This window comes from Halomonas sp. PGE1 (assembly GCF_013000985.1).
In the GTDB taxonomy this organism is placed as follows: Bacteria; Pseudomonadota; Gammaproteobacteria; order Pseudomonadales; family Halomonadaceae; genus Halomonas; species Halomonas alkalicola.
Map to the genome: position 1 here is coordinate 2,084,165 of NZ_CP053032.1, position 26,493 is coordinate 2,110,657.

A 26,493-nucleotide genomic window follows, 5' to 3' on the forward strand; every position below is an offset into this window, starting at 1 on the left:
CGTTGGCGGCAAGTGTCTGACAGGCAAGGGCTGTGATCCCTATACTGCAGCATACCTTCACACTTCCCGAGTGGTCACTCGCCATGCGTATCCCGTTTTCTCGCCCCCTGGCCATCGCGGCCGGCACCCTGCTGACCCTCTCCCTCGCCCAGGCAGAGGGGCCCGTGGTGGTCTCTTCCAAGATCGATACCGAAGGCTCGGTGCTTGGCCAACTGATCGTCCAGCGCCTGGAGGCCGGCGGCATCGAGGTGCGGGAGCGGCTGCAGCTGGGCGGCACCAGCATCGTGCGCGAGGCCCTGCTGGCCGGGGAGGTCGACCTCTATCCGGAGTACACCGGCAACGGCGCCTTCTTCTTCGACATGACCGACAGCGACGTCTGGCACGACGCCGAGGCCGCCTACGCGACCGTGCGTGAGCGCGACGCCGAACGCGGCCTGGCGTGGCTGACGCCGGCACCGGCCAACAACACCTGGGCGATGAGCGTGCGCGGCGACCTGGCCCGGGAGGAGGGACTCGCGACCCTGGAGGACCTGGCCGCCTGGCTGGGCGACGGCGGCGATTTCAGGTTCGCCGCCAGCGCCGAGTTCGTCGAGTCCGAGCAGGCGCTGCCGGCCTTCCAGGCGGCCTATGGCTTCGCGCTCTCCGATGACCAGCTGCTGGTGCTCTCCGGCGGCAATACCGCCTCCACCATGCGCGCCGCCGCCCAGCGGACCAGCGGGGTCAACGGCGCCATGACCTATGGGACCGACGGTGGTCTCAACGCCCTGGACCTGGTGGTGCTGGAGGACACCCTCGGCGTGCAGCCCGTCTACCAGCCGGCGCCGGTGGTGCGCGCCGAGGTGCTTGAGCGTCATCCCGAGATCGAGTCGCTGCTGGCGCCGGTGTTCCAGGCCCTCGATCTCGAGGTGCTCCAGCGCCTCAACGGCGACGTGGCGGTGAACGGGCTCGACCCTCGCCAGGTGGCGGCCGACTTCCTCGCCACCCTGGAGGAGTGACCCGTGACGCGCAGGGACGCGCCGCCCACCAATCGGGTGATCGGGCTGCTGGCGCTGGTGGCGGCCCTCGGCGTCGGCTGGCTGGCCACGGTGAGCGTGGCGCCCAACCGCATCGTGCCGGGTTCGCCCCTTCGGGCCCATGAGGCCGCCGGCTGGCTGGGCGCCCTGGCGCTGCTGCTGCCGCTGCTGGGGCTGGCGGCGTTGGCCTGGCGGCCCACCCGGCGCCGGCTCTGGCTGGCCCTCGCCCTGGCCATCGGCGTGCTGATGGCGCTGCCGGCCTGGCTTGTCGTGGCGGCCTTCCTGAACCTCGACCCCGGCGAGCCCCAGGCGCGGCTGGGGCTCGGCGCGGGTTTCTGGCTGCTGCTCTTCTGCCTCTCGCTGATGGTGATCGAGCTGCGCACCCGCCTCGTGCTCGGGGCCGCCGCGGGCTGGCTGCTGGTCGCGGCGGTGCTGGCCGCCTGGTGGCTGGCCGCTCCCTGGCTGGAACCGCTGGCGCTCGTGCGGGAATACCGGGGACGCAGCGGCCAGTTCGCCGGCGCCGTGGTCGACCACCTGCTGCTGGTCGGCGCCGCCGTGGGAGCGAGCCTGGTGCTGGGGGCGCTGATCGCGCTGGCGATGCGCCGACACCCGGCCGTGGAGCGGGTCGGGTTCGCCCTGCTCAATTTCCTGCAGACCATCCCGAGCCTCGCCCTGTTCGGCCTGCTGCTGGCCCCCCTGGCCTGGCTCTCGGCGAACCTGGCCTGGGTCAACGCCCTGGGGGTGCGCGGCATCGGCTGGGCGCCGGCCTTCCTGGCCCTGCTCGGCTACAGCCTGCTGCCCATGGTGCGTAACACCTTCGTGGGGCTCTCCGCGGTGGATGCCGGGGTGCTGGAGGCGGCGCGGGGGATGGGCATGAGCCGTTCCCAGGTCTTCCTGCAGGTGCGCCTGCCGCTGGCGCTGCCGGTGGTGCTGGAGGGGGTGCGCATCACCACGGTGCAGGCCATCGGCCTTGCCGCCGTGGCGGCGCTGATCGGGGCCGGCGGGCTCGGCACCTTCATCTTCCAGGGGCTGGGCCAGGCGGCCATGGATCTGGTGCTGCTGGGCGCGCTGCCGATCCTGGCCATGGCGCTGGCCGTCGACTCCCTGCTGGGCGCCCTCACGCGTCGCCTGGACACCCGCATCGCCGCAGGAGCCACCCCATGATCGAGCTTAGCGAGGTGACGAAGCGTTTCGGCACCGAAACGGCGGTGGAACGCCTCTCGCTGCGGGTGGAGAGGGGCGAGCTGTGTGCCCTGGTGGGCACCTCCGGCTGCGGCAAGTCGACCACCCTGCGCATGATCAATCGCCTCATCGAGCATGACGAGGGGCGCATCCTCATCGAGGGGCGGCCGGTACGGGAGTTCGACGAGCGGCAGCTGCGCCGTCGCATCGGCTACGTCATCCAGAGCACCGGGCTGTTTCCCCACTGGACGGTGGCACGAAACATCGGCCTGGTGCCGCGCCTGCAGAAGTGGCCGACACCGCAGATCCGCGAGCGCGTCGAGGCGCTGATGGCCCTGCTGGGGCTGCCGCCGGCCCAGTTCGCGGACAAGTACCCTCATCAGCTCTCCGGCGGCCAGGCCCAGCGGGTCGGGGTCGCCCGGGCGCTGGCGGCGGACCCCGACATCCTGCTGATGGACGAACCCTTCGGCGCCCTGGATCCCATCACCCGCGAGACGCTCCAGGTCGAGCTGCGCCAGCTGCAGGCGCGGCTCAACAAGACCATCGTGTTCGTGACCCACGACATGGACGAGGCGTTGGCCCTGGCCGACCGGCTGGTGGTGATGCGGGCCGGGCGCATCGTGCAGCAGGGCGCGCCGCTGGCCCTGCTGCGCGAGCCGGCCGACGACTTCGTGGCCTCGCTGCTGGGCGGCGATGACCGCGGCCTCAAGGAGGCCGGCATCATCCGGGTCGCCGAGCGGATGCAGCCGCTGTCGCCGCGGTTGCTGCCCCGGGCGCGGGTGCATCGCGATGCCACCCTGCGCCAGGCGCTGGCGGTGATGTTCCGGGAGCACGCCGACCGCCTCGCCGTGGTGGACGACGAGGACATGGCGGTGGGGGAGCTCTCCCTGCGGCGCCTGGTGGAGAGCCGCCGTGAGGCATGAGCCAACCGCGGCCGGCGGGGCTGCTGCCCGGCTGGCGGCCTGGCGCGCGCCGCTGGCCTGGCTCGCCTGCCTGCTGCTGCTGGCCGCCGGCATGGCCTGGCTGGAGCCGCTGTTTCGCTGGCTCGAGCCCGACACCCGCCAGGTGATCTACCCCCATGCCGACTTCGTGATGCTGCTGGGTCGCCACCTGCTGGTGGTCACGGTGGCTTCGCTGCTGGCCATCCTGCTGGGCGTGACCGCGGCCGTGCTGGTGACGCGGGAGGGCTGGCGCGACTTCCTGCCGCTGGTGGCGCAGTTCGCCGCCATGGGGCAGACCCTGCCGCCGGTGGCGGTACTCGCCCTGGCCGTCCCCGTGCTGGGCTTCGGCACCTGGCCGATCATCGTGGCGCTGCTGCTCTATGGCCTGCTGCCCATCGTGCGCAACACCCTGGCGGGGCTGGAGGGGATTGACCCCGCGGTGCACGAGGCGGCGCGCGGCATGGGCATGAGCCGCGGGCAGGTCCTGCGCCAGGTGGAGCTGCCCCTGGCCGCGCCGGTGATCCTGGCCGGCATCCGCACCTCGGTCACCATCAACATCGCCACCGCGGCGCTCGGCGCCACCGTGGGCGCGAGCAACCTCGGCGCGCCGATCATCTCCGGCATCGTCAACGGCAACAGCGCCTACGTGCTCCAGGGGGCGGTGCTGATCGGCCTGCTGGCGCTGGCCGTGGACAGCGCCTTCGAGCGCTGCCAACGGCGGCTCACGCGGCCCGGGGCCGGCCCCTGAGCCAGTGCCTCACTCGCCCGCCAGCAGTGTCTCGATGGCCTCGCGCATCGCCGGTGACTCCGGCCGCACGCGGGAGGGGAAGTGGGCCACCACCTGGCCGCTTTCATCGACGAGATACTTGGTGAAGTTCCAGCCCGGCGCCTCGCTCTGCCGGGCCAGCTCGGCGAACAGCGGGTGGGCCTCAGGGCCCCTGACCGGGATCGGCGCGAACATGTCGAAGGTCACGCCGAAGTTGATGAAGCAGACCTCGGCGGCCCCCTCCTCATCGATCTCCTGGTTGAAGTCGTTGGAGGAGAAGCCCGCCACCTTGAGCCCGCGTTCGGCGTAGCGCTGGTGCAGCGCCTCTAGCCCCTCGAACTGACCGGTGAAGCCGCAGCGGCTGGCGGTATTGACCAGCAGCAGCGGGGAGCCGCCAAGTTGCTCCTTGAGGTTGACCACCTCGCTTGAGTGCAGGCGTCGCAGGTCGTGGTCGAGCAGGGCGTCCGGGTCGGCCTGGGCGGGGCCAGCCACCAGGGCCGCGGCGAGGGTCAGGCAGTAAAAGGTCATGGCGGGCAGGGTCGGGGTCCACATGACGGATCGGCTTCCAGGGTGAGGGCCCGCGAGGGCCGGGATACGGTTGACCGCGGCCACCGCCAGGGGTTCTGGGCAGTGGAATCCACCAGCGTTGGTCGCTTGCCTGGCAAGATGGATGCACGCGGTCGCATTTTACGTTAACGTCAACTCGGGTTGCGTTGACCCGCCGGGGGCAATCCTCCTGGCAAAGGGCGAGGCAAGCAACAACACTGCCCTCAAAAGGGGTAGAGGAAACCGAGATGACAACGACACAAGATATCCATACGCCGGACTTCCTGCGCGGCGACGAGTTTTCCATTCCCACCTTTCGCCTGCTCCGGCAGGACGGCACCCTCCATGAGGGGGCCGAGGCGCCCGCGCTCGAGCGCGACCAGGCGCTGAAGATCTACCGCGCCATGGTGGCGACCCGGGTGCTGGACGAGCGCATGATGGCCGCCCAGCGCCAGGGACGGCTCTCCTTCTACATGCAGTGCACCGGCGAGGAGGCCGCGGTGATCGGCTCGGCGGCGGCGCTCGACGACGCTGACATGATCATGGCCCAGTACCGCGAGCAGGGGGCGCTGGTCTATCGCGGCTTCAGCTACGACGAGTTCATGAACCAGCTGTTCGGCAACGAGCTCGACTACGGCAAGGGCCGCCAGATGCCGATCCACTATGGCTCGCGCAAGCTGCACTACATGACCATCTCGTCGCCCCTGGCCACCCAGATCCCCCAGGCCGCCGGCTACGCCTACGGCCAGAAGCTGGCGGGCGAGGGGCACTGCACCATCGTCTTCTTCGGCGAGGGGGCCGCCTCCGAGGGGGACTTCCATGCCGCGCTGAACATGGCCGCCGTCCACGAGGTGCCGGTGATCTTCTTCTGCCGCAACAACGGCTATGCGATCTCCACCCCCTCCATCGAGCAGTTCGCCGCCGACGGCGTGGCGCCCCGGGCCTTCGGCTACCGCATGCACGTGATCCGCGTCGACGGCAATGACGTGCTGGCGGTGCTGGCGGCGACCCGCAAGGCCCGTCGCATCGCCGTGGAGGAGAACAAGCCGGTGCTGATCGAGGCGATGACCTACCGCCTGGCGGCCCACTCCTCCTCGGATGACCCCTCCGGCTACCGCTCCAAGAAGGAGGAGGAGGCCTGGCGCGACAAGGATCCCATCCAGCGCATGCAGAACTGGCTGCTGGCCAGGGAGTGGTGGGACGAAGAGGAGGAGAAGACGCTCCAGGAGACGCTGCGCCGCGAGGTGCTGGAGACCATGAAGCGTGCCGAGAAGCGCCCGCCGCCGCCGCTCGACAGCCTGGTCACCGACGTCTATGCGGACGTGACCCCGGCGCTGCAGCGCCAGCTCGATGGGCTCAAGGCCCATATCCGCAAGTACCCGGAGGCCTACCCGAAGGGGGCGCGCTCCCTGGACCCGGACGTGAGTGCCAGCCTCGATACCCAGGGAGGGGAGTGAGATGCCTAACATGAACATGCTGCAGGCGATCAATAACGCCCTGGACATCGCCATGGCCGAGGACGAGAAGGTCATCTGTTTCGGCGAGGACGTGGGCTTCTTCGGCGGGGTCTTCCGCGCCACCAGCCACCTGCAGGAGAAGTACGGGAAGGCGCGCTGCTTCAACACGCCGCTGGTGGAGCAGGGCATCATCGGCTTTGCCAACGGCCTGGCCGCCCAGGGCTCGGTGCCGGTGGCCGAGATCCAGTTCGCCGACTACATCTTTCCGGCCTTCGACCAGATCGTCAACGAGACCGCCAAGTTCCGCTACCGCTCGGGGGATCTCTTCAACGTCGGTGGGCTGACCATCCGCACCCCCTACGGCGGCGGCATCTCCGGCGGCCACTACCACTCCCAGTCGCCGGAGGCCTACTTCGCGCATACCCCGGGCCTCAAGGTGGTGGTGCCGCGCAACCCCTACCAGGCCAAGGGGCTGCTGCTCTCGGCCATCCGTGACCCCGACCCGGTGCTCTTCTTCGAGCCCAAGCGGCTCTACCGGGCCTCCACCGGCGAGGTGCCCGAGGCGGACTACCAGCTGCCCATCGGTGAGGCCGAGGTGACCCGCGAGGGAAGCGACATCACCGTGCTCGGCTGGGGGGCGCAGATGGAGGTGATCGAGCGCGCCGTGGCGCTGGCCGAGAAGGAGGGCATCTCCTGCGAGGTGATCGACCTGCGCTCCATCCTGCCCTGGGACGAGGACACCGTGGTCGAATCGGTGCTCAAGACCGGGCGCCTGGTGATTACCCACGAGGCGCCGCTGACCGGCGGCTTCGCCGGCGAGATCGCCGCCACCGTCCAGGAGCGCTGCTTCCTGTACCTGGAATCCCCCATCGCACGGGTGACCGGCCTGGATACCCCCTTCCCGCTGACCCTGGAGAAGGAGTATCTGCCGGATCACCTGAAGATCTTCGAGGCGATCAAGGCCAGCGTGGCCTTCTGATCCGATATCGGACGCGACCCAGTACAGGAGCAAGACAATGAGTGATTTCATGCTGCCCGATATCGGCGAAGGTATCGTGGAGTGCGAGGTGGTGGAGTGGCACGTGGCCGAGGGCGACGTGATCGAGGAGGACCAGCCGGTGGTCGAGGTGATGACCGACAAGGCGCTGGTGGAGATCACCGCCCCCGAGGCGGGGCGGGTGACGCGGCTCTACGTGCAGAAGGGCGAGATCGCCAAGGTGCACGCGCCGCTGTTCGGCTATGTGGCCGAGGGGGAGGGGGCCGAGCAGACGCCGGCGGCGGTGTCGGCACCGACGCCCGAGGACGGTGGCGCCAGCTCCGCCGCACAGGCGCCGCTGCCGCCCGTCGACGAGGGTGCCGCCCCGGCCCGGGAACGCCGGGCGCCCGACGCCGGCGAGGAGATCGCGAGTGAACCGGGGCGTGGCCCCTACGGACGTATCCCGGTTGCCCCGGCGGTGCGTCGCCTGCTGCGTGAGCACGACCTCGACCTGGAAGCGGTACCGGGCTCCGGCCGCCAGGGGCGGGTGCTCAAGGAGGACGTGCTGCGCTATCTGGAGGAGGGCGGGCCAACCGACCGGGCCGGCGAGGGCACAGTGGCGGCCGACGCCGGCGGCCGGCAGGAGATTCGCGTGGAGCCCCTGCGCGGCGTTCGCGCCGTGATGGCCCGGCGCATGGTGGAAGCGGCCAGCACCATTCCCCATTTCCAGTACGGGGAGGAGATCGACGTCACCGAGCTGCTGGCGCTGCGCGAGCGGTTGAAGCCCCTGGCCGAGGCCGAGGGTGCGCGTCTCACGCTGATGCCCTTCTTCATGAAGGCGATGGCGCTGGCGGTGCGCGAGGCGCCGATCCTCAATGCCCGGCTCAGCGATGACGAAAGCGAGATCCACTACCTGGCCTCGGTCAACGTGGGGATGGCGGTGGACAGCCGCGCCGGCCTGCTGGTCCCCAACGTCAAGGGGGTGGAGCACAGGAGCCTGCTGTCGGTGGCCGAGGAGGTGGCGCGCCTCACCGAGGCGGCCCGGGCCGGCAAGGTGAGCCAGGCGGACCTGAAGGGCGGCACCATCAGCATCTCCAACATCGGGGCCCTCGGGGGGACCTATGCCGCGCCGATCATCAACGCCCCGGAGGTGGCGATCGTGGCCATCGGCAAGACCCAGTGGCTGCCGCGCTTCGACGCCGAGGAGCGGGTGGTCAAGCGGGCGATCATGACCGTCACCTGGGCCGGCGATCATCGCCTCATCGACGGCGGCACCATCGCCCGCTTCTGCAATGCCTGGAAGGGCTATCTGGAGGATCCGGAGACCATGCTCCTCCATCTGGCATAAAACCCTGATTCCCTGCTGCGCTTGATATCCTGGCCGCCGGCGGTACTCGCAATCCTCATTGAGCAGCCAGTCAACTCCGGTTGCTCCATTCCGGCGGCGGCCAGCCTCTCATCGCTCGCGACGTGAATCAGCGCTTTAAGGGATAGTGCAATGACCCAGGCGCCCCTGCAGCAGTTCTATATCCCGGAAGAGCAGTCGATCTACCTGCTCAGCCACGACGACGCCCGCAAGCTCAAGGCGTGGGTGGCGCTGTGCCAGGAGCAGCTCGAGCAGCTGGGCTACCGGGAGATTGCGCTGATCGGCAAGGGCGCCTACGGCTTCGTCTTCGCCGGCGTGACCGCGCTCGGCGACGAGTATGTCTTCAAGTTCACCCGGATCAACCTGCCCCAGCATCTCCAGGACCGCCTCGAGGAGGAGGCCTTCATGCTGGAGCAGGTGGATCATCCCCGGGTGCCGAAGCTGATCGCCTACCAGCGGGTGCGCCACCAGTCGATTCTCGTCATGCAGCGCGCCCCCGGGCTCAACCTCGAGGAGGTCTCCCTGCGTGAGGGGCGGCTCTCGCCGCGCCTGGTGGTACATATCGCCGGCCAGCTGGCGGACATCCTGGGCGCCCTGCGCCGTGAGGCCGGCCCGGCAGGCCGGCCCATCGTGCATGGCGACATCAAGCCCTCCAACCTGGTGTTCGACGCCGCCACCGAGAACATCGCCCTGATCGACTGGGGCTCCTCGGTGTTCGCCCAGCTCGATGCCAACCAGCAGTTCGTGGTGGCCAACGTCATGGAACTGATGTCCGACAACCTCCAGCAGACCAACGCCCGCCTGGGCGACGTCTACTTCATCGGCGAGGAGCAGCTCAATGGGGCGCTCTCCTCGCCGCGCTTCGACGAGCAGGGGGCCGCCGGCACCCTCTACGCGCTGGCCTCGGCGCAGTCCTGCCGCTTCGGCCACCGCGCCATTCCCGCAACCTCCCTGGGGCTGCCGGTGGAGTTCGCGCGCATGCTCGACGGCATGCTCGACCCCGATCCGCGCCAGCGCCACCGGGCCGGCGACCACTTCATCCGCGAGATGCCCAGGCTCTCCCGGCTGGTGATGATCGACCTACCGGTCACGCCGCCCCAGGCGCTGGTGCCGGTCTGGGTGCGCCCGGCCGAGCGCGAGATCGACACCGTGGTCTACAGCTCGCGCAAGGCCTTCCTGCGCGAGGAGGGGGCGCCGGAGACCCTGAGCGACGTCAACGACGTGCAGCTCGATCGCTACTACAAGAACTTCATGCAGGGCATGGGCGAGACCGAGAAGGCCTTCCTGGCCGCGGTGAGCCGGCTGGGGCGCTACCCGGTGGTGGGGGGGCTGGCGGTGCGCTGGGAGGCCGACGGGGTCTATATCGACACCTCGCTGAACCTGCACGACGCCGCCCGGCGACCGGCCTTCATCGCCGCGGTCAACAACATGGTGCACCTGGCCCGGGCCATCTACCGCCAGGGCATCTTCAAGAGCTGCCTGTTCAACGCCCGGGACACCCTGCACCTGGATCGCGAGGGGCCGGAGCAGCCCTTCCGGCTGGAGCCCGGGATGCGTCTGGCCTACGAGGTCAGCGCGATGCCGGAGCTGGAGGACCGCAGCCGCCTGCACAGCTATTTCGAGGATGGCCCCGACCCCGAGGAGTTCCTGATACTGCCGGAGCAGATCATCACCTCGCTCGAGGCGCTCAACGAGATCCACCACACCGGCATGATCATCTTCGAGGCGCTGCCGGCACACCTCAAGATCCACAGCTACTACCGCCTGCTCGACCCCTCCCGGGAGGCGGAATTCCGCCGACGGCTGGAGGAGATCCTCGATGCGGTAGGGCAGATCGAGGGGCTCGGCGTCTCGGGGTTCATGAAGATGCCCTACAAGGACACCCGCTTCTTTCCCCACGTGGAGCGCCAGCCCGAGCGGTTCTATCCGCGCAACCCCCGCCAGGCCCTCGACTCGAGCCAAGCCGGCGGCGCGATGTGATAAATTGCCGTGATCGAGACGGCACCGGGAGGATGACGTGCACACTCTGCTGCTCAACGCCGACATGGGGGAGAGCTACGGCCCCTGGGTCATGGGGCTCGACCACGAGGTGATGCCCCACGTGGACCTGGCCAACGTGGCCTGCGGCTTCCACGCCTCGGACCCCGACGTGATCCGCATGACGGTGCGCCTGGCGAAGAAGCACGGGGTGCGCATCGGCGCTCACCCGGCCTACCCGGACCTGGTGGGCTTCGGGCGCCGCTCCCTGGCCTGCTCGGCCGAGGAGGTCGAGAACCTGGTGCTCTACCAGCTGGGGGCGCTTCACGGCATGTGCCGGGCGGAGGGGGTCGAGGTGAGCTACGTGAAGCCCCACGGCGCTCTCTACAACGACATGGCCCGTGACCCGGAGATCATGACCGCGGTGATGCGGGCGATCCTGGCCTTCGACCCCGCGCTGCCCTTGATGACCATGGCCACCCGCGACACCTCGGCGGCCCGGGCTCTGGCCGAGGCCGAGGGGGTGGCGCTGTGGTTCGAGGCCTTCGCCGACCGCGCCTACGACGGGGAAGGGCGCCTGGTCTCCCGGCGCGAGGCGGGCGCGGTGCATCATGACCAGGCGGTGATCGTGGACCAGGCGCGGCGCATCGCCAGCGGCCAGCCGCTCACCGCCAGGGACGGCAGCGAACTGGTGCTTGCCGCCGACACCCTCTGCGTGCACGGCGATAACCCCGAGTCCATCGCCGCAGTGAGGGCGATCCGCCAGGCCCTCGGCGAGATCGAGGCCGGATCATGAGGGGGGAGGGCGCACGCCTGCCGCGGCTGGAGTCCGCCGGCCTGGACGGCTGGATGGTGCGGCTCTTCGAGCGCATCGAGGAGTCCAACCTGGCCTGGATCACCCCGCTGACGCGGCGCTGCGAGGCGGCCTTCGGCGAGGCCCTGGTCGACCTGGTGCCCTCCTATACCACCCTGCTGGTGGTCTTCGACCCGCTCAGGCTCTCCCCCGAGGAGGCGCGCCGTCGCCTGCTCGGGCTGCTGGGGGATCTCGTGCCGGACGCGCAGGCCGATGCCGGCGAGGTCCGCGAGCTGCCCACCTGGTACGACCCGAGCGTGGGGCCCGACCTTCCCCGGGTGGCCGAGCGGGTCGGGATGACGGTGGAGGAGGTGATCGCCTGCCATGCCGGCAGCGACTATCGGGTCTTCGCGCTGGGCTTCGCGCCCGGCTTCGCCTTCATGGGGCTGCTGGACGAGCGCCTCGAGGTGCCCAGGCTCGATACCCCGCGAAAGCGCGTGCCGGTCAACAGCGTGGCCATCGCCGGGCGCCAGACCGCCGCCTACCCGACTGTCACCCCGGGGGGATGGCACCTGCTGGGGCGCACCTCGGCACGGCTCTTCGATCGCGACCGCGAGGGCTTCAGCCTGCTCGGCGTCGGCGACCGGGTGCGCTTCGTGCCGGTGGACCGGGAGACCTTCGAGGCCGAGGGGGGCGATACCACGCCCATGGAGGCGGGTCGATGAGTCGCGACAAAGGAAGGTATACCGTTATCGGCTTTCGCGTCGAGCGTGCCGGCCCCCTGGCGCTGCTGCAGGATGCCGGACGCTTCGGGGTGCGCCGCCTGGGCGTTACCCAGGGCGGGCCGGCCGATCTCCACGGCTGGGCCTGGGCCAACCGGCTGGCGGGCAATCCCTGGGGGGCGGCAGCGCTGGAAGTCACCTTCGGCGGGCTGACCCTGGTGGCCGAGCGCGACCTGACGCTTGCCGTGGCCGGCGCCGACCTGGGCGCCACCCTGGACGGCGAGCCGTTGCCGATCTGGGAGCGGGTTGCGTGCCGGGAGGGCCAGCGGCTGGTCTTCACCGCCCCCGTCAATGGCCTGCGGGCCTACCTGGCGGTGGCCGGTGGCTTCGTCGCCGAGCCGGTGCTGGGCAGTGTCGCCTGCGTGGTGCGCGAGGGACTGGGCGGCTTCGACGGGCGCGGCAGCAAGCTGGCCGAGGGGGATCGCCTGGGCGTGGGCGAGGCCGCGGCGAGCGTGGGTAAAGGGAAGGCCCCCGACGAGGTGCGGATCGACTATCGCGCCCCCGCCCGGCTTGCGCTGCTGCCCGGCGCCCAGGTGGGCGACTTCAGCGGGCAGAGCCTCTACCAGGCCTTCAACGCCGCCTGGCGAGTGGACGACCGCGCCGATCGCATGGGGGTCCGCCTGACCGGGCCGCGGCTCGCGTGCCGGATCGGCTCGCTGGTCTCGGAGGGGATCGGCCTGGGCGCGGTGCAGGTGCCGCCGGATGGCCAGCCCATTGCGCTGCTCAACGACCGCCAGACCATCGGCGGCTATCCGCGGCTGGGGGCGCTCACCCCCCTGGCTGCCTCGCGGCTGGCCCAGTGCCTGCCGGGCCAGGAGGTGCGTCTCGTCGCCACCTCCGGGGAGCGGGCGCTGGCGGCGTATCGGCGCTTCTGCGCCGGCTTCATCGACTGAGCGTAGATGCCGCTCGGGTCAGGCGCCCAGGCCGCTCTCGCGCAGCACCTGGTCGATGCTGCGCTCGGCCAGGGGGGCGGCGCCGCTCTCGGCCAGCAGCTGGTGTTCGAGGGCCAGGATGCCGCCTTCCACGCAGCGGGTGATCAGCTCGGCCTTGCCCAGGCCGCTGGCCTCGGCGAGGACATCGAGGCGGGCTTCCAGGTCGCGGGAAAATCTCAGCAGGTGAGGCATTGTCTCGTCTCCGGCGTGCCCATCCTCGGGCGGGGTGTCACTCCAGCATAAGCGGGAAGCGATATTCTGTCACCCACCAGCCTGCCAGCGGTCGGTGACGTCGGTGTGACAGCCCGGGAAAACTTGAATAGCCTCACCGGGGTGCTAGCATGCCCGGCTCGACCAGATCATTGAACTACGCGCCCGGGACGACCCGGTGCGCGCCTGCGCTGCGGGGACGGCCTCGCCTGGAAAGGACATCATCGAGATGGCGTGGATTCTTGTGGCCGTGGCCGGCCTGCTGGAAGTCGCCTGGGCGCTGGGGCTGAAGGCCTCCGCCGGCTTCACCCGGCCGCTGCCGAGCGTGCTTACCGTGCTGGCCATGGTGGCCAGCTTCTACCTGCTGGCCCAGGCGATGAAGGTGCTGCCGGTGGGCACCGCCTATGCGGTGTGGGTCGGCATCGGCGCGGTGGGCACCGTGCTGCTGGGCATCCTGATCTACGGGGACAGCGCCTCGCCGCTGCGCCTGCTCAGCCTGGTGCTGATCCTGGCCGGCCTGGTCGGTCTCAAGCTGGCCGGCTGAGGGCGGGGCAGGGGCTGACCTAGGCCTGGCGCGTCATGACCTGGGTGATGATCGGCACCGGGGTCATCAGGTGCTCGCGCATCATCTCGCTGGCGCGCTCCACGTCCCTGGCCAGGATCACCTCCACCAGGGCGGCATGTTCCTGGCGCTTGCGCTCGAGCGCCTGCTCCGAGAAGACCGTCTCGCGCAGCCACAGGTGGCGGTAGCGCTCCACCTGGTCGAACAGGCTCTCGCGCACCTGCAGCAGGTGGGGCGAGCGACAACCGCTGGCGATGGCGGTATGGAAGGCCTTGTGGCGGGCGTCCCAGACGTCGAGCAGCTCGTCGGGGGAATTGACCTCCATCACCTTGGCGAGGGTGTGAGCGGTGGCCAGGATCTCGGCCTCCCAGGCATCGTCGCCGCGCTCGATGGCCAGCCGCAGCACCAGCCCCTCGAGCTGGGCGCGGGCGTCGTAGAGGTCCTCGAGCTCGGCCAGGGACATGGGGGCCACCCGGTAGCCGCGCTGGCTGATCGCCACCACCAGGCGCTCAGCCACCAGCTGGGAGAGTGCCTCGCGCAGTGGGCCGACGCCGAGGTCATAGCGCTCCTTGAGCCGGCTCATCAGCAGCTTCTCGCCAGGCCGGAAGACCCCGCGGATGATGTCCTGCTTGAGCCAGCGGTAGGCGCTGATGCCGAGGTTCTGCCGAGGGGGAGTCGTGTCCATGCCGCCTGCGTCCTTGTACTTATTTGGGTCGTACTTATTCGAGCCGTACGTGTCCAAGCCGTTCTTATCCAAGCCATCGTTTGCCGACATCATAGCCGAACATCGCCGATCTGAATAATCGGCGGCATCCTGCCGTAATGGCGCCATTTGGCCGGCGGGCGTCAGCGTGCGGCCATGGCCTCCTCGCTCCACTCGGCGATGGCCCGGGCCAGCTCGTCGGCGGCGCGGCCGAAGGCCTCCACCACCTGTGCCACGGCGGTCCCCTCGCTGGGCTCGCGCACCTCGAAGCGCCGCTCGGCCAGCAGCCGTCGCTGGCTCTCGTCCACCAGGCTGGCGTCGAGGCGGATCACCGCCACCGGCGAGCCCTGCGCCGCTGCCGGCGGGTAGACGCTGTGAAAGGCGCGCAGGTCGCTGACCAGCGCCACATCGGCGCCCAGCGGGCTGTTGTCATCCTGGACGTGCAGGCGGCCGCGGTCGCGCAGCCCCTCCACCAGGCGGTCGCGCAGCAGCAGCGGGGTGCGGTCGCTCCAGCGGGCGCCGGCGTAGGCCTGCAGGCGGTTGGGCTCCGGCATCACCAGGATGCGCGCCCCGGAGAGCAGCGCCGGTGCCTGGGGGGTTTCCACCCGCAGGCGCGCCTCCAGGGGGGCGCTCTGCGCGGGGGCAAGCGGGGTGGCGGGCAGCAGGTGAAGGCTGGGCGGCTCGCTCTCCGGTAGCAGGGTGCAGGCGGTGAGGGTGCTTGCCAGCAGCAGCAGGGCCAGGCGTCTCACGGTGAAAACTCCTCGATCGGTTCACGGCCCAGCAGGAAGTCGGCCGGGTTCTCCTCCAGGCGGCGGGTGATGCGCCCCAGGGTGTCCAGGGTGCCGCGCAGCTCGCGGATGGTCGGGCCCAGATCGCCCAGCCCCTGCATGCCGCGGCCCAGGGCCTCCTCATTGCTGCCGAGCAGCTCCTCCAGGCGGCGGGCCATGCCCTGCAGGCTGCCCATGGCCTGGCCGGCGCTCTCCAGGGCCTGGCGGCCATCCTCGTCGACCAGGGTCTCGGCGCTCTGGCTCAGGCCGGCCAGCGACCGCAGCAGGGCGGTAGCTTCTTGCCCCAGGCGGTCGGCGATGTCGACTACCGCGCCGAGCTCGCCGCTGCGCGCGGCCAGCTCCTCGCTGAGCTGCTCCAGGTTGATCAGGATCTGCTCGACCCGGGCAGTGTTCTCCTCGTCGAGCAGGCGGTTGGCGTTGGTGATCAGCTGGTTCAGGCCGCCGATCAGGGTCTCGCCGTCGGCGAGCAGCGAGCCCAGAGCGGAGGGCTCGGCGAGGATCAGTGGAGGATTCTCTCGGCTTCCCTGCAGGCGGGGCCGCTCCGGGCTGCCACCCCGCAGTTGGATGTTCATGCTGCCGGTGACGTTGGCCAGGGCGAGGCTGGCGCGGGTGTCCTCGCGCACCGGAATATCGGCATCGATGCGGATGAGGGCGCGCACCAGGCGCGGATCGTCCGGGTCCAGGCGAAGATCGGCCACGTCGCCGACGCGGATGCCGCTGAACAGCACCGCATTGCCGGTGGCAAGGCCTCCGACGGGGCTCTCGAAGCCGACCTCGTAGAAGGTCACCTCGCGGTCCGTGGCGGACTTGCCGAGCCACAGGGCGAAGCCCAGGGCGGCGACGAGGGCGATGACGGTGAACAGGCCGATCACCAGGTGGTGGGCGCGGGTTTCCATCAGGTGTTCTCCCCGGAGGTTGGCGGCGGGTGGGAGGCGGCGGCCCGGGCGGCGGCACGGCCTCGGGGGCCGTGGAAGTAGTCGCGGATCCAGGCGTCGTCGCTGGCCTCCACCACCGCCAGGCGGTCGGCCACCAGCACGCGGCGCTGGGAGAGCACGGCGACCCGGTCGCAGGCGGTATAGAGGGTATCCAGGTCGTGGGTGACCAGGAAGACGCTGAGCCCCAGGGCGTCGCGCAGGGTCATGATCAGGCGATCGAAGTCGGCCGCGCCGATGGGGTCCAGGCCGGCGGTGGGTTCGTCGAGGAAGAGTACCTCCGGGTCCAGGGCCAGGGCTCGGGCCAGCGCCGCGCGCTTGATCATGCCGCCGGAGAGCTCCGAGGGCATCTTCAGGGCCGCCTCCGGCGGCAGGCCGGCCAGGGCCAGCTTCATGCGCGCCAGGGCCTCGGCGTCGCGGCGGCTCAGGCCGGCGTGTTCGATCAGCGGCAGGGCGACGTTCTCCTGGAGGGTCAGCGAGGAGAAGAGGGCTCCACGCTGGAAGAGCACCCCGAAGCGCCGCTCCATCTCGGAGCGCTGGCGGGCGGGCAGGGCGGAGAGATCCTCGCCGAACAGCTCGACGCGCCCGGCGTCGGGGCGCTTGAGCCCCACGATGCTCCTGAGCAGCACCGACTTGCCGGTACCGGAGCCGCCTACCACGCCTAGGATCTCGCCGCGGCGGATGTCGAGGTCCAGCGCCTCGTGGACCACGTGGCTGCCGAAGCGGTTGGCCAGCCCCCGCACCCGGATGACCGTGTCGTTGGCGCCGCTCACCAGCCCATCTCCATGAAGAAGAGCGCGGCCACGGCATCGAGCAGGATCACCATGAAGATCGACTGCACCACGCTGGAGGTGGTGTGCTCGCCTACCGACTGGGCGCTGCCGCTGACCTTGAAGCCCTCCAGGCAGCCGATCACTGCGATCAGGAAGGCGAACAGCGGCGCCTTGCCCAGGCCCACCAGGAAGTGGTTGAGGGGAATATCGCGCTGCAGGATCAGCAGGAACTGGGTGGCCGAGATGTCGAGCATGAAGATGCACACCAGGGCGCCGCCGAGGATCCCGCTCAGCATGCCGATGAAGGTGAGGATCGGCAGGATCACCATCATCGCCAGCAGCCGCGGCAGCACCAGGAGCTCCATCGGGTCGAGGCCGATGGCGCGGATGGCGTCAATCTCCTCGTTGGCCTTCATGGCGCCGATCTGGGCGGTGAAGGCGCTGGCGGTGCGGCCGGCCAGCAGGATGGCGGCCAGCAACACCCCGAACTCGCGCAGGAAGGCGAAGGCCACCAGGTTGACGGTGAAGATGGTGGCGCCGAAGTTGCGCAGCACGGTGGCGCCCAGGAAGGCCACCACGGCCCCCACCAGGAAGGTGAGCAGGGCGACGATGGGCACGGCGTTGAGGCCGGTCTGATGGACATGGGCCACCAGCGCGGTGACCCGCCAGCGCCAGGGGCGCACCAGGCAGGCCAGCAGGGTGGTGAGGGTCAGGCCGATGAAGCCGAGCAGCAGGCGCTGCTGGTGCCACAGGGCGGCGATGCGCTCGCCGACGTCGACCAGCCAGTCGGCCAGCGGCGCGCGGCGCGCGGCCTCCGGCTCCAGCGGTTCGCGCAGCACCCGGGCCACGGTCTCGAGCAGCGCCTGGCGCGCCCTGGGCAGGTCGGGTGCCCAGCGCGACACCTCGGCCACGCGATCGGCACCGACCAGCTCCACCAGCAGGCGGGCGCCGGCGGTGTCGAGGCCGGCAAGGCCGGAGAGGTCGACCTCCTCCCAGTCCAGTGAAGTGTGGCGGCGCAGCTGGGCCTTCAGCGCATCATGATGCGCCAGGGTCCAGCTGCCGGTGATCCGCAGCCGGCCATCGTCGAGCTCGAGGCGGCCGGGGGTGGCGTCGGTCGAGGCCATGGTGCGGAGACTCCTTCTCGAGCATGGGGTGTTCTTCCGTGAGTATTACCGGGTTGGCTCCAAAAGGTTGATGATATCTTGTGCAACCGCCTTGAGTCTTGGCCCCAGGTTCTTCACAAGCTTGTCGTGGGTCAGCTTCAGGCTGTGTCCACCACAGTTTAGTGCCATCACCTCTGCGCCACCTTCCAGTACAAGCGGAAGTGCCACGGCGCTGATTTCCGGTTGCCAATCTTCCTCGGAGAGGCAAAAGCCATACTCCCTGTAATCGGCCAGGCTCTTTTCAATGCCGGCTTCGATTCTGGCCCAGTCACCTTTATGGATCGCTCTGAGCTCCCCCATGAGCTGCTGGCGTCGCTCGTCAGAAACACCACAGAGCCAGGCACGACCGATTGCCGAAGTCGCCATGGGAAGCCGCGACCCGACTCCCAGCCGGATGATCAGCGGCCCGGTACCGTGACAGCTTTCAAGGTACATCATTGAGGTGCGGTCGGCGGTGCCCAGACTGACGCTGCAGTCGGTGGCGTCGGCGAGACGCTGCAGGTGTGGTCGGGCCAGGTCGCGTATGCCCATGTTAGCGAGGTAGCGATAGCCGAGCGCCAGAACTCCAGCTCCGAGCCGATACTTCTCAATGTCGGGGTTGTGCTGCAGGTAGCCAAGCTGCGTCAAAGTGTAGGTAAGCCGAGATACTGAGGGGCGCGGGATTCCGGTTCGGTTGGAGAGCTCGGCGTTTCCCAGGTACTCCTCTCCGGCGCCGAAGGCGCGAAGCAGCTCCAGGCCTCGGGCCAGAGCCGTCACGAAGTTGCGGTCCTTGCCGGCTTGCTCATGCTCGCCTTCATGGGAGGGCGTCTGTCTCATTGGTTGCCGTCCAGAGTTGAGTAGGCTATTTCGGAATCTAGTATCGCATAACAGCCCCTTGCGACCACGAACTCCTTGATGACATCGATTAAAAGCCCGTGCTTCGAAGCGTTGGGTCTTTGTGAGTTCCATTGTTGCCATCTCGCCAAGACGCCGCCGAGCTTGAGAGTCGGGGGTGTCTTGGTGGGGATGGGGCTGCCAGACATCTTCGGGCCTCAGCCCTCCAGGCGCTCGATCACGCAGGCGATGCCCTGACCGACGCCGATGCACATGGTGACCAGGGCGTAGCGGCCACCCGAGACTTCCAGCTGGCGCAGGGCGGTCAGTGCCAGACGGGCCCCGGAGGCGCCCAGGGGATGGCCGATGGCGATGGCGCCGCCGTTGATGTTCAGGCGACTGTCGTCGGCCGAGAGCCCGAGCTGCTTGACGCAGCCCAGCACCTGCACCGCGAAGGCCTCGTTGATCTCGATCACGTCCATCTGATCCAGGCTCAGCCCGGCCCGCTCCAGGGCCTTCCGGGAGGCAGGCACCGGCCCCAGGCCCATGACGCGGGGCGCCACGCCGGCCACGGCACCGGCCAGGATGCGCGCCCGCGGCCTGACGCCGGCTGCGTCGCCGGCCTGGCGGCTGCCGACGATCAGGGCGGCGGCGCCGTCGTTGAGACCCGAGGCGTTGCCGGCGGTGACCACGCCGCCCTCGAACAGCGGCGACAGCCGACCGAGCTTGTCGGCATCGGTGCCGGGCCGCGGATGCTCGTCCCGGTCGACCAGCAGCGGGGGCAGCTTGCGACCCTGGGATACCTCGATGCCGAGGATCTCCTCGTCATAGAAGCCGCTGGCCAGGGCGTCGCCGTAGCGTGCCTGGGAGCGCGCCGCGAAGGCGTCGCTCTCGGCGCGCCCCAGTCCCAGGTCGTGGGCCACGTTGTCGGCGGTCTCCGGCATGCTGTGGCTGCCATAAGTCTGGGCGATCCAGGAGTTGGGAAAGCGCGAGCCGATCACGGTGTCGTAGAGTGGCTGGTTGCGGGCGAAGGGGGAATCCGCCTTGCCCAGCACATAGGGAGCACGGGACATGGACTCCACGCCGCCGGCCAGGAACAGCTGCCCCTCACCGCTGCGGATCGCCCGGGCGGCATCCATCACCGCGGCCAGGCCGCTGCCGCAGAGGCGGTTGACGGTCTGGCCGGCGACCTCGACGGGCAGGCCGGCCAGCAGGGCACCGTGGCGGGCCACGTTGCGCGAATCCTCGCCGGCCTGGTTGGTGCAGCCGGCCAGCACCTCCTCGTAGTCTTCGGGGGCGAAACCGTTGCGCTCGACGAGGGCCCTCAGGGCCCTGCCCAGCAGGTCATCGGGGCGCACACCGGAGAGGCTGCCGCCGTGGCGGCCGAAAGGCGTACGGACTCCGTCGTAGATGAAGGCGTCGTGCATGGGAAAGCTCCTGTCAGGTCGGTTGGGTGGTGGTCAGCGGCAGGCCCAGGGCGGCGCGTCGGCGCAGCCAGGGGCTGGGGCGGTAGCGGGGGTCGCGGGTGGCGGCGAAGAGGTTATCGAGGATCGTGAGGATGCGCCGGCCGCCGTAGTGGTCGCCCATGGCCAGCGGGCCACGGGGATAGCCCAGCCCCAGTTCCACGGCGCGGTCGAGGGTGGTGGGCTCTGCCACGCCCTGCTGGGCGATCTCGGCGCCGACGTTGACGATGCAGGCGATCACGCGCTGGAGCACGAAGCCGTTGCTGTCGTGGAGAGGACTTACCGGCGTGCCATCGTCGCCGAGCAGGGCCCAGGCGGCATCCCGATAGCGGGTCTCGGTGGCCGGGGTGGTCATCAGGCTGCGGCGCCGGTCGAGGCCGGCCAGCATGTCGACGGCCACGCAGCGGTGGGCCTCGAGTCCCTGGCGGAGGGCGGCCGTGGTGGTGTCCTCGCCCAGCGGGGTGAGCAGGCACAGCGACTCGCCACCGGGCCGCTCGCCCCGGTCCAGCGGCCAGCCGGCGGCGGAGACGAGCGCCGAGAGTACCTGGGCGGCCTCGGGGTCTTCGGGGCTGACCCACACGGGCAGGGGAGTGGCCGCCGGTGGAGCCGGTTCCGCCGCCACCACCGCCTGGCCATCCTCGTAGCGATAGAAGCCCTCGCCGCTCTTGCGGCCGAGCAGGCCCGCGGTGAGGCGCTGACGGGTTATCGGTGATGGGCGGAAGCGCGGCTCCTCGTAGTACTGGTGATAGATGGACTCCATCACCGCGTGGGAGACATCTAGGCCGGTCAGGTCGAGCAGGCTGAAGGGGCCCATGCGAAAGCCGCCCTGATCGACAAGCAGGCGGTCGATGGTGGTGTGGTCGGCGACACCTTCGCTGAGCAGTCTTAGCGCTTCGGTCCCATAGGCGCGACCGGCGTGATTGACCAGGAAGCCTGGTGTATCGGTGGCGCGAGCGGTGAAGTGGCCCATGGCCTGTCCCAGCGCCTCGACACGATCGGCGACATCGGCCGTGGTGCGCAGGCCAGGAATGACCTCCACAATCTTCATCAGCGGCACGGGGTTGAAAAAGTGAAAGCCGATGACTCGTTGCGGCAGACGGCAGGCGGAGGCGATGGCCGTCACCGATAGCGACGAGGTGTTGGTGGCGAGAATGGCCTGGTCATCCAGAATGGCTTCCAGGTGCGTGAAGAGTTCCTGCTTGACCTCGAGGTTCTCGACGATGGCTTCCACCACGATGTCGCAGCCCGCCAGGTCTCTCAGATCGGCGGCTTCGTGCAGTCGGTCTCGGTACCAGGCCAGGTCCTTCTCGTTCAGGCGCCCCTTCGTCACCCCGCGTGTCCAGACGCCGGTGATGAAGCTCCTTGCCTCTTCCACCGCGCCTGCGCGGGCATCATGGAGGCTTACCTCGAGCCCGGCCTGGGCGGCCAGTTGGGCGATGCCGCGGCCCATGGCGCCGGTGCCGACGATGCCCAGGCGACGGAAGGGGAGGGCTGAAGTGGCTTCCAGGGGCGGAGCGTTCGACATGGCGGGGTTCTCCTCTCGAATCTGTGTCGGGCCAGGGTGCTGACTTTATTCCGCAAGGCGGAACTGCATTCCGATTATTGACTCCCATCCTAAGCTATGCAAAAGTGCCTGACAACAGATGCGAACGACAATTCCACAATGCAGAACCAGTGCTCCTGACGCTGCCGCCCCCTGGGGACCTGCCTGCCACTCGACCTGTGAGGACACGCCATGATTCGCGATCCGGAACTCCTGAATCAGCTTCTCGATACCATTTCTCGTTTCGTGCGCGAACGACTGATTCCCAACGAGGCACGCCTGGCCGAGGACGATGCCGTCCCCCCCCCGAATTGCTCGCGGAGATGAAGGAGATGGGGCTGTTCGGTCTGTCAATCCCCGAAGAGTACGGCGGCCTCGGCTTGACCATGGAGGAAGAGGCGCTGGTGGCCATGGAGATCGGCAAGACCTCTCCGGCGTTTCGCTCGGTGTTCGGCACCAACAACGGCATCGGCGCCCAGGGCATCCTGATCGATGGCACGCCGGAGCAGAAAGAGCGCTATGTGCCGCCGCTGGCCACCGGCGAGATCCTGAGCTCATTCTGCCTCACCGAGCCTGACGTCGGTTCCGACGCGGCCAGCCTGCGCACCACGGCGGTACGCGACGGCGATCACTACATCCTCAACGGCACCAAGCGCTACATCACCAACGGTCCCGAGGCGGACCTGTTCACCGTGATGGCAAGAACGGATCCCGATAACAAAGGTGCCGGTGGCATTTCGGCCTTTATCGTCGAGGGCGACACTCCCGGTCTCGAGCGTGGGCCTGCCGACAACAAGATGGGGCAGAAAGGCGCCCATACCTGCGACATCATCTTCAACAACTGCCGGGTGCCGGCCGAGAACATCATCGGCGGGCGCGAGGGACAGGGCTTCAAGACAGCGATGAAGGTGCTCGACCGAGGTCGCCTGCATATTTCCGCTGTCTGTGTCGGTGTCGCCGAGCGGCTGGTCGAAGAATCGCTCCGCTATGCCATGGACCGCCAGCAGTTCGGGACGCCTCTATCCGGGCATCAACTGATCCAGGCGATGCTCGCCGACAGCAAGACCGAAGCCTATGCCGGCCGCACCATGGTCCTCGATGCCGCGCGCCGCAAGGATGACGGCGAGGACGTGTCGACCCTGGCCTCGTGCGCCAAGCTGTTCTGTGCCGAGATGGTTGGCCGTGTTGCCGATCGTGCGGTTCAGATCCACGGCGGGGCAGGTTACATGGCGGAGTACGCCGTCGAGCGTTTCTACCGCGACGTGCGGCTGTTCCGCATCTACGAGGGCACCACCCAGATCCAGCAGATCGTGATCGCCCGCAATATGGTACGGGAGGCGTCCTGATGGCCCTCTCAGTGACACACCGGGCGCCCGACGAATCTATCTTCGGACGCCTGGCCAGTGAGCTGGTGGCGGAGCTTCCAGAACGCCTGAGTACCCGGGTGCTCGACAATGCCAGGCGCATTCCCAACCAGCCGGCACTGGTAGATGGCGAGGTCCGCTGGCGCTATGCCGATCTTGGGCGCGAGATCCTCGAGGCCCGGGAGTGGCTGGCCTCGCTGGGGATTCGTCCGGGCGACCGTCTGATGACGGTCGGAGAGAACAGTCGTGCCCTCGTGGTACTGCTGCTGGCCGCCAGCGAACTCGATGCCTGGGTGGCGATCGTCAACTCGCGCCTGACGGCCAAGGAAATCGACCTGATCCGCGATAATTGTCTGCCGCGGCGCATCTTCTACACCAGCGAGGCGTCCCCCGATGCGGAAGCGCACGGCTGTCGACATGGTGCCGAGCCCCTGGTGCATCCCAGCCTGGGCGCGCTGCGGGTAGGGAGGCTGGCCGACAGCGATCCGGAACCGGTCGCGGCCAGTGGTGCCGAGCAGGTCGCGGCGATGATCTACACCTCAGGGACCACCGGCCCCCCCAAGGGCGTCATGCTGACCCATCGTGGCATCCTCTATATCGCCTCGATCTCGGGTGGCATGCGGCATCTCAGTGAGGGCCAGCGCGTCTACGGGGTATTGCCGATGTCCCATGTCTTCGGTCTCTCCTCGGTGTGCATGGGATCGCTCTACAACGGTGCCTGCCTCTATGCGGTGCCGCGCTTCGATGCGGCGATGCTGCTCGACGCCCTTAAGCGGGAACGCATCACCGTCCTGCAGGGGGTCCCGGCCATGTATGCGCGAACCCTGGAGTTTCTGCGCCAGCGTGGGCAGGCCCTGGAGGCACCCGCGCTGATCTATATCTCCGCGGGGGGATCGCCCCTGGATGCCGACATCAAGGGGAGAGTCGAGACCGCTTTCGGCTTGACCCTGCACAACGGCTACGGGTTGACCGAGGCCAGTCCGACCATCAGCCAGACCCGGATCGACGATCGCCACGTCAGCAATACCGTGGGACGTGTGCTGCCGCTGCTGGAGTATCGCCTGGAGCCCCTGGGTGCCAGCGGCGATAAAGCCGATGATTGTGACGAGGTGGGTGAGCTCTGGGTGCGGGGCCCCAATGTGATGAAAGGTTATTATCGTCAGCCCGAGGCAACGCAAGCCTGCCTAAACCAGGATGGCTGGCTCAACACCGGCGACATTGCACGCGTCGACGAAGATGACCAGCTCTATATCGTGGGGCGCAGCAAGGAGCTCATCATTCGCTCCGGGTTCAACATCTACCCACCCGATGTGGAGGCGGTGATCAACGAACATCCCGATGTGACGCTGTCGGCCGTGGTGGGGCGTCAGGTATCGGGCAACGAGGAGGTGGTGGCCTTTGTACAGTGCGAACCTGGTGCAAACCTCGAGGAGACGGCGCTGCGGGCATTCATTTCCGAACGGCTGGCGCCCTACAAGCGGCCTACGCGGATCGTACTGATGGATAGCCTGCCTGCGACGGCCAGCGGCAAGATCCTCAAGGGGCGTCTTCGTGACATGGCGCAGGGAAAGGATCTGTCATGAGTGATTCCTTGCCCTTGTCATGGCGGATGGTGGGTTTCCAGGACTATCTGGGCATTCACGTCGTCGACTGGCTGCCTGATCAGGTGACGCTCGCGCTGGTGGTCGAGCCGCATCACCTCAACCGCAGCGGGATCGTCCACGGTGGCGTCCTCAGTACCTTGCTGGATGTGGCCTTGAGCTTTTCGGGCCTGCACTGCGAGGCTCCGGACCAGCTGCGCAAGGCAATGACGCTGTCGCTCTCCACCACCTTCGTTGCGCCGGCCAAGGGAGAGGCGCTGCGCGCTGTCGGTCGTCTGGAAGGAGGAGGGCGCAGTACCTTCATGGCCAGTGGCAAGGTGTTCGACAGCCAGGGCAACCTCGTGGCGATGGGGGAAGGATCCTTTCGTCGGCGTCGGGGAAGCGAGGCCGAGGAGGGAGTGAACCAGTGAGCCGGGATCGCCTGAGGGCCTCCCTGCTGTTGGTTGTTATTCTGGCGACCCTGGCAGACCTTGTGTTCGTCAGCGCCCAGGCCCAGTGGTTGGCCATGGTCGCCCTGGGGGGGTATCTGCTCACCCTGCGTGGGCTCTCATCCATGGCCCTTGTCCTGTTGGGCGCTGCGGCCCTGCTGAGCCTGGTAGCGCTGTGGCATCACACCGCCCCCCTGGCGCTGCTGCGCGAGGGGGCGGGACGCTTCGCCTTCTTCGCGACCTTTCTGGTCGTACTGGGCCTGCTTCGGCTACCCGCCTACCGGTCGAGGCTGGTGAAGCGCTGCGGGCATGCCATGCTGCTTCAACCGCCCAGCCGACGCTATCCGATCCTGTCTCTGGGCTCGGCCCTGTTTGGCATCATTCTCAATATCGGCGTGCTCAATCTCTTTGCCGCCATGATAGAGAAGAGCAATACCCTGGCGGCGGCCCAAGGTCGTCTGTGGGTCCAGCAGGCACGACAGCGGCGCATGATGCTGGCACTGCTGCGCGGTTTTGCACTGGCGCCACTGGTGTCGCCCATGGGCATCGGCATGGCGGTGGTGCTCTCGAGCATGGAGGGCCTGCGCTGGATCGAGCTGGCTCCCTACGCCCTGGGTGCGGCGTTGGTGTTGTTTCTGGTTGGCTGGGGCGTCGACCGGGTGACCGGACCGCGCATGCAGCAGACCAGTGAGCATGCGGTTCCCTCGCTGAGGCCCTTGGGGCGTTTCTCCCTGCTGCTGCTCTCGCTGGTGGCGTTGATCTTCTCTCTCGCCTGGGGGTTCGGTCTGCAGTTGCCCACCGCCGTGCTGCTGGGGGCGCCCCTGGGGGCTTTCCTGTGGCTCTGCTGGCAGTTCCGCCGCCATGGCATGGCGGGGGTGCCGGCTGCCGCCGTTACCCTGCATCGCGGGTTGCCCAGGCTGGTTTCACCGGCGTCCAACGAGATCGTGGTGCTGGGGGCGGCAGGCTATCTGGGGCACCTCTGCGTGGGATTGGTGGATGGTTCGGCCCTGGCCGGAAGCCTCGGCTTCCTGTCATCGCTGGGGGCAGGCACGGCGGTGATCGCGATGTTGCTGGTGGCGGTGCTGGCCCAGGTTGGCATCAACCCCATCGTCAGCGTCACCCTTCTGGCAGGTATCCTGCCGACGTTGGGCATCGAGGGACTGTCGCCGCCCATTCTTGCGGTCTCCCTGCTGGTGGGATGGACGCTGGCGCTCATGTCATCCCCCATGACCGTCTCGATGCTGATTCTGTCCAGGTTCACTGGGGTTTCGTCGCTGCGCATCGGTTATCGCTGGAACGGCCTTTTTCTCTGTCTCTCCATGCCGCTATTGGCGGCGTGGTTCCTGGTGGCACGCTTTTAAGCATGGCAATTGCCGCTTGACTGTGGCGAGGTCGTTCAGCACCATATTATAAATGGAA

At 68.7% G+C, this 26,493-nt stretch carries 25 protein-coding genes and 1 pseudogene; 16 read left to right on the top strand and 10 right to left on the bottom strand.

Annotated elements, in window-relative coordinates:
• Positions 1-83 precede the first annotated feature (83 nt).
• Genes osmF through HIR79_RS09880 form a run of 4 tightly spaced genes read left to right on the top strand, consistent with a single transcriptional unit; the run spans position 84 to position 3,884 of the window.
• Positions 84-995: a glycine betaine ABC transporter substrate-binding protein OsmF gene (gene osmF / locus HIR79_RS09865; RefSeq protein WP_169958213.1), complete on the top strand. Its 912-nt coding sequence runs from the start codon at positions 84-86 to the stop codon at positions 993-995.
• 3 nt (positions 996-998) lie between these two features.
• Positions 999-2,177, top strand: coding sequence for an ABC transporter permease (locus HIR79_RS09870; RefSeq protein ID WP_169958214.1), 1,179 nt, complete (start codon positions 999-1,001; stop codon positions 2,175-2,177).
• Positions 2,174-3,118, top strand: coding sequence for an ABC transporter ATP-binding protein (locus HIR79_RS09875; RefSeq protein ID WP_169958215.1), 945 nt, complete (start codon positions 2,174-2,176; stop codon positions 3,116-3,118). Before HIR79_RS09870 ends, HIR79_RS09875 begins: the two co-directional genes overlap by 4 nt.
• Positions 3,108-3,884: an ABC transporter permease gene (locus tag HIR79_RS09880; RefSeq protein ID WP_502708640.1), complete on the top strand. Its 777-nt coding sequence runs from the start codon at positions 3,108-3,110 to the stop codon at positions 3,882-3,884. The genes HIR79_RS09875 and HIR79_RS09880 overlap by 11 nt, the downstream gene beginning before the upstream one ends.
• A gap of 9 nt (positions 3,885-3,893) precedes the next feature.
• Here HIR79_RS09880 and HIR79_RS09885 read toward each other — a convergent pair whose 3' ends face one another.
• Positions 3,894-4,454, bottom strand: a complete 561-nt coding sequence (locus tag HIR79_RS09885; RefSeq protein WP_211620698.1) for a glutathione peroxidase — start codon at positions 4,452-4,454, stop codon at positions 3,894-3,896.
• 242 nt (positions 4,455-4,696) lie between these two features.
• On the opposite strand from HIR79_RS09885, the gene HIR79_RS09890 reads away from it, so the two are divergent.
• The 7 genes from HIR79_RS09890 (at position 4,697) to HIR79_RS09920 (ending at position 12,692) form a co-directional block, all read left to right on the top strand.
• A complete protein-coding gene (locus HIR79_RS09890; RefSeq protein WP_169958216.1) occupies positions 4,697-5,905 on the top strand; it encodes a thiamine pyrophosphate-dependent dehydrogenase E1 component subunit alpha in 1,209 nt (402 codons plus the stop codon).
• 1 nt (position 5,906) lies between these two features.
• Entirely contained in the window at positions 5,907-6,884 is a 978-nt protein-coding gene (locus tag HIR79_RS09895; protein ID WP_169958217.1) for an alpha-ketoacid dehydrogenase subunit beta, read from the top strand.
• Positions 6,885-6,921: 37 nt separating this feature from the next.
• Positions 6,922-8,229: a 2-oxo acid dehydrogenase subunit E2 gene (locus tag HIR79_RS09900; RefSeq protein WP_169958218.1), complete on the top strand. Its 1,308-nt coding sequence runs from the start codon at positions 6,922-6,924 to the stop codon at positions 8,227-8,229.
• 150 nt (positions 8,230-8,379) lie between these two features.
• Entirely contained in the window at positions 8,380-10,227 is a 1,848-nt protein-coding gene (locus HIR79_RS09905) for a protein kinase domain-containing protein (RefSeq protein ID WP_169958219.1), read from the top strand.
• A 37-nt stretch (positions 10,228-10,264) separates the two neighbouring features.
• Positions 10,265-11,020: a 5-oxoprolinase subunit PxpA gene (locus tag HIR79_RS09910; RefSeq protein ID WP_169958220.1), complete on the top strand. Its 756-nt coding sequence runs from the start codon at positions 10,265-10,267 to the stop codon at positions 11,018-11,020.
• A complete protein-coding gene (locus HIR79_RS09915) occupies positions 11,017-11,742 on the top strand; it encodes a 5-oxoprolinase subunit B family protein (RefSeq protein WP_169958221.1) in 726 nt (241 codons plus the stop codon). The genes HIR79_RS09910 and HIR79_RS09915 overlap by 4 nt, the downstream gene beginning before the upstream one ends.
• Positions 11,739-12,692 carry a 5-oxoprolinase subunit C family protein gene (locus HIR79_RS09920; protein WP_169958222.1) on the top strand — a complete coding sequence of 318 codons (954 nt, stop codon included), beginning with the start codon at positions 11,739-11,741 and terminating at the stop codon, positions 12,690-12,692. Before HIR79_RS09915 ends, HIR79_RS09920 begins: the two co-directional genes overlap by 4 nt.
• An 18-nt stretch (positions 12,693-12,710) precedes the next feature.
• Here HIR79_RS09920 and HIR79_RS09925 read toward each other — a convergent pair whose 3' ends face one another.
• Entirely contained in the window at positions 12,711-12,923 is a 213-nt protein-coding gene (locus tag HIR79_RS09925) for a hypothetical protein (RefSeq protein WP_169958223.1), read from the bottom strand.
• A gap of 247 nt (positions 12,924-13,170) precedes the next feature.
• Here HIR79_RS09925 and sugE point away from each other — a divergent pair, with 247 nt between their 5' ends.
• Positions 13,171-13,485 (top strand): quaternary ammonium compound efflux SMR transporter SugE, encoded by a 315-nt coding sequence (gene sugE / locus HIR79_RS09930; protein ID WP_162899980.1) that lies wholly within the window; start codon positions 13,171-13,173, stop codon positions 13,483-13,485.
• Between the two features lie 19 nt (positions 13,486-13,504).
• Here the strand turns inward: sugE and csiR are convergent, their stop codons facing one another.
• The 8 genes from csiR to HIR79_RS09970 form a co-directional block, all read right to left on the bottom strand.
• Complete coding sequence (csiR, locus tag HIR79_RS09935) at positions 13,505-14,188, bottom strand: DNA-binding transcriptional regulator CsiR (RefSeq protein ID WP_169958224.1); 684 nt, start codon at positions 14,186-14,188, stop codon at positions 13,505-13,507.
• 161 nt (positions 14,189-14,349) lie between these two features.
• A complete protein-coding gene (locus HIR79_RS09940) occupies positions 14,350-14,955 on the bottom strand; it encodes an ABC-type transport auxiliary lipoprotein family protein (RefSeq protein WP_169958225.1) in 606 nt (201 codons plus the stop codon).
• Entirely contained in the window at positions 14,952-15,890 is a 939-nt protein-coding gene (locus HIR79_RS09945) for an MlaD family protein (RefSeq protein ID WP_169958226.1), read from the bottom strand. The genes HIR79_RS09940 and HIR79_RS09945 overlap by 4 nt, the downstream gene beginning before the upstream one ends.
• Positions 15,890-16,699: an ABC transporter ATP-binding protein gene (locus HIR79_RS09950; protein WP_169958227.1), complete on the bottom strand. Its 810-nt coding sequence runs from the start codon at positions 16,697-16,699 to the stop codon at positions 15,890-15,892. Before HIR79_RS09950 ends, HIR79_RS09945 begins: the two co-directional genes overlap by 1 nt.
• The gene (locus HIR79_RS09955; protein WP_169958228.1) at positions 16,696-17,823 is read right to left on the bottom strand and encodes an ABC transporter permease; all 1,128 of its coding nucleotides are present in this window, start codon (positions 17,821-17,823) and stop codon (positions 16,696-16,698) included. The genes HIR79_RS09950 and HIR79_RS09955 overlap by 4 nt, the downstream gene beginning before the upstream one ends.
• Before the next feature lie 45 nt (positions 17,824-17,868).
• Positions 17,869-18,678 (bottom strand): IclR family transcriptional regulator, encoded by an 810-nt coding sequence (locus HIR79_RS09960; protein WP_169958229.1) that lies wholly within the window; start codon positions 18,676-18,678, stop codon positions 17,869-17,871.
• A 215-nt stretch (positions 18,679-18,893) separates the two neighbouring features.
• Entirely contained in the window at positions 18,894-20,102 is a 1,209-nt protein-coding gene (locus HIR79_RS09965) for a 3-oxoadipyl-CoA thiolase (protein WP_169958230.1), read from the bottom strand.
• A 13-nt stretch (positions 20,103-20,115) separates the two neighbouring features.
• A complete protein-coding gene (locus HIR79_RS09970; RefSeq protein WP_169958231.1) occupies positions 20,116-21,663 on the bottom strand; it encodes a 3-hydroxyacyl-CoA dehydrogenase in 1,548 nt (515 codons plus the stop codon).
• A gap of 210 nt (positions 21,664-21,873) precedes the next feature.
• Here HIR79_RS09970 and HIR79_RS09975 point away from each other — a divergent pair.
• The 4 genes and pseudogenes from HIR79_RS09975 to HIR79_RS09990 all read left to right on the top strand — a co-directional run bounded on the left by HIR79_RS09975 (position 21,874) and on the right by HIR79_RS09990 (position 26,435).
• Positions 21,874-23,027 (top strand): annotated as a pseudogene (locus tag HIR79_RS09975) (acyl-CoA dehydrogenase family protein).
• Positions 23,027-24,628: a class I adenylate-forming enzyme family protein gene (locus HIR79_RS09980; protein ID WP_169958232.1), complete on the top strand. Its 1,602-nt coding sequence runs from the start codon at positions 23,027-23,029 to the stop codon at positions 24,626-24,628. The pseudogene HIR79_RS09975 and the gene HIR79_RS09980 overlap by 1 nt, the downstream one beginning before the upstream one ends.
• Positions 24,625-25,056 (top strand): PaaI family thioesterase, encoded by a 432-nt coding sequence (locus HIR79_RS09985; protein ID WP_169958233.1) that lies wholly within the window; start codon positions 24,625-24,627, stop codon positions 25,054-25,056. Before HIR79_RS09980 ends, HIR79_RS09985 begins: the two co-directional genes overlap by 4 nt.
• A complete protein-coding gene (locus HIR79_RS09990; protein WP_169958234.1) occupies positions 25,053-26,435 on the top strand; it encodes a hypothetical protein in 1,383 nt (460 codons plus the stop codon). The genes HIR79_RS09985 and HIR79_RS09990 overlap by 4 nt, the downstream gene beginning before the upstream one ends.
• The last annotated feature ends 58 nt before the right edge of the window (positions 26,436-26,493 follow it).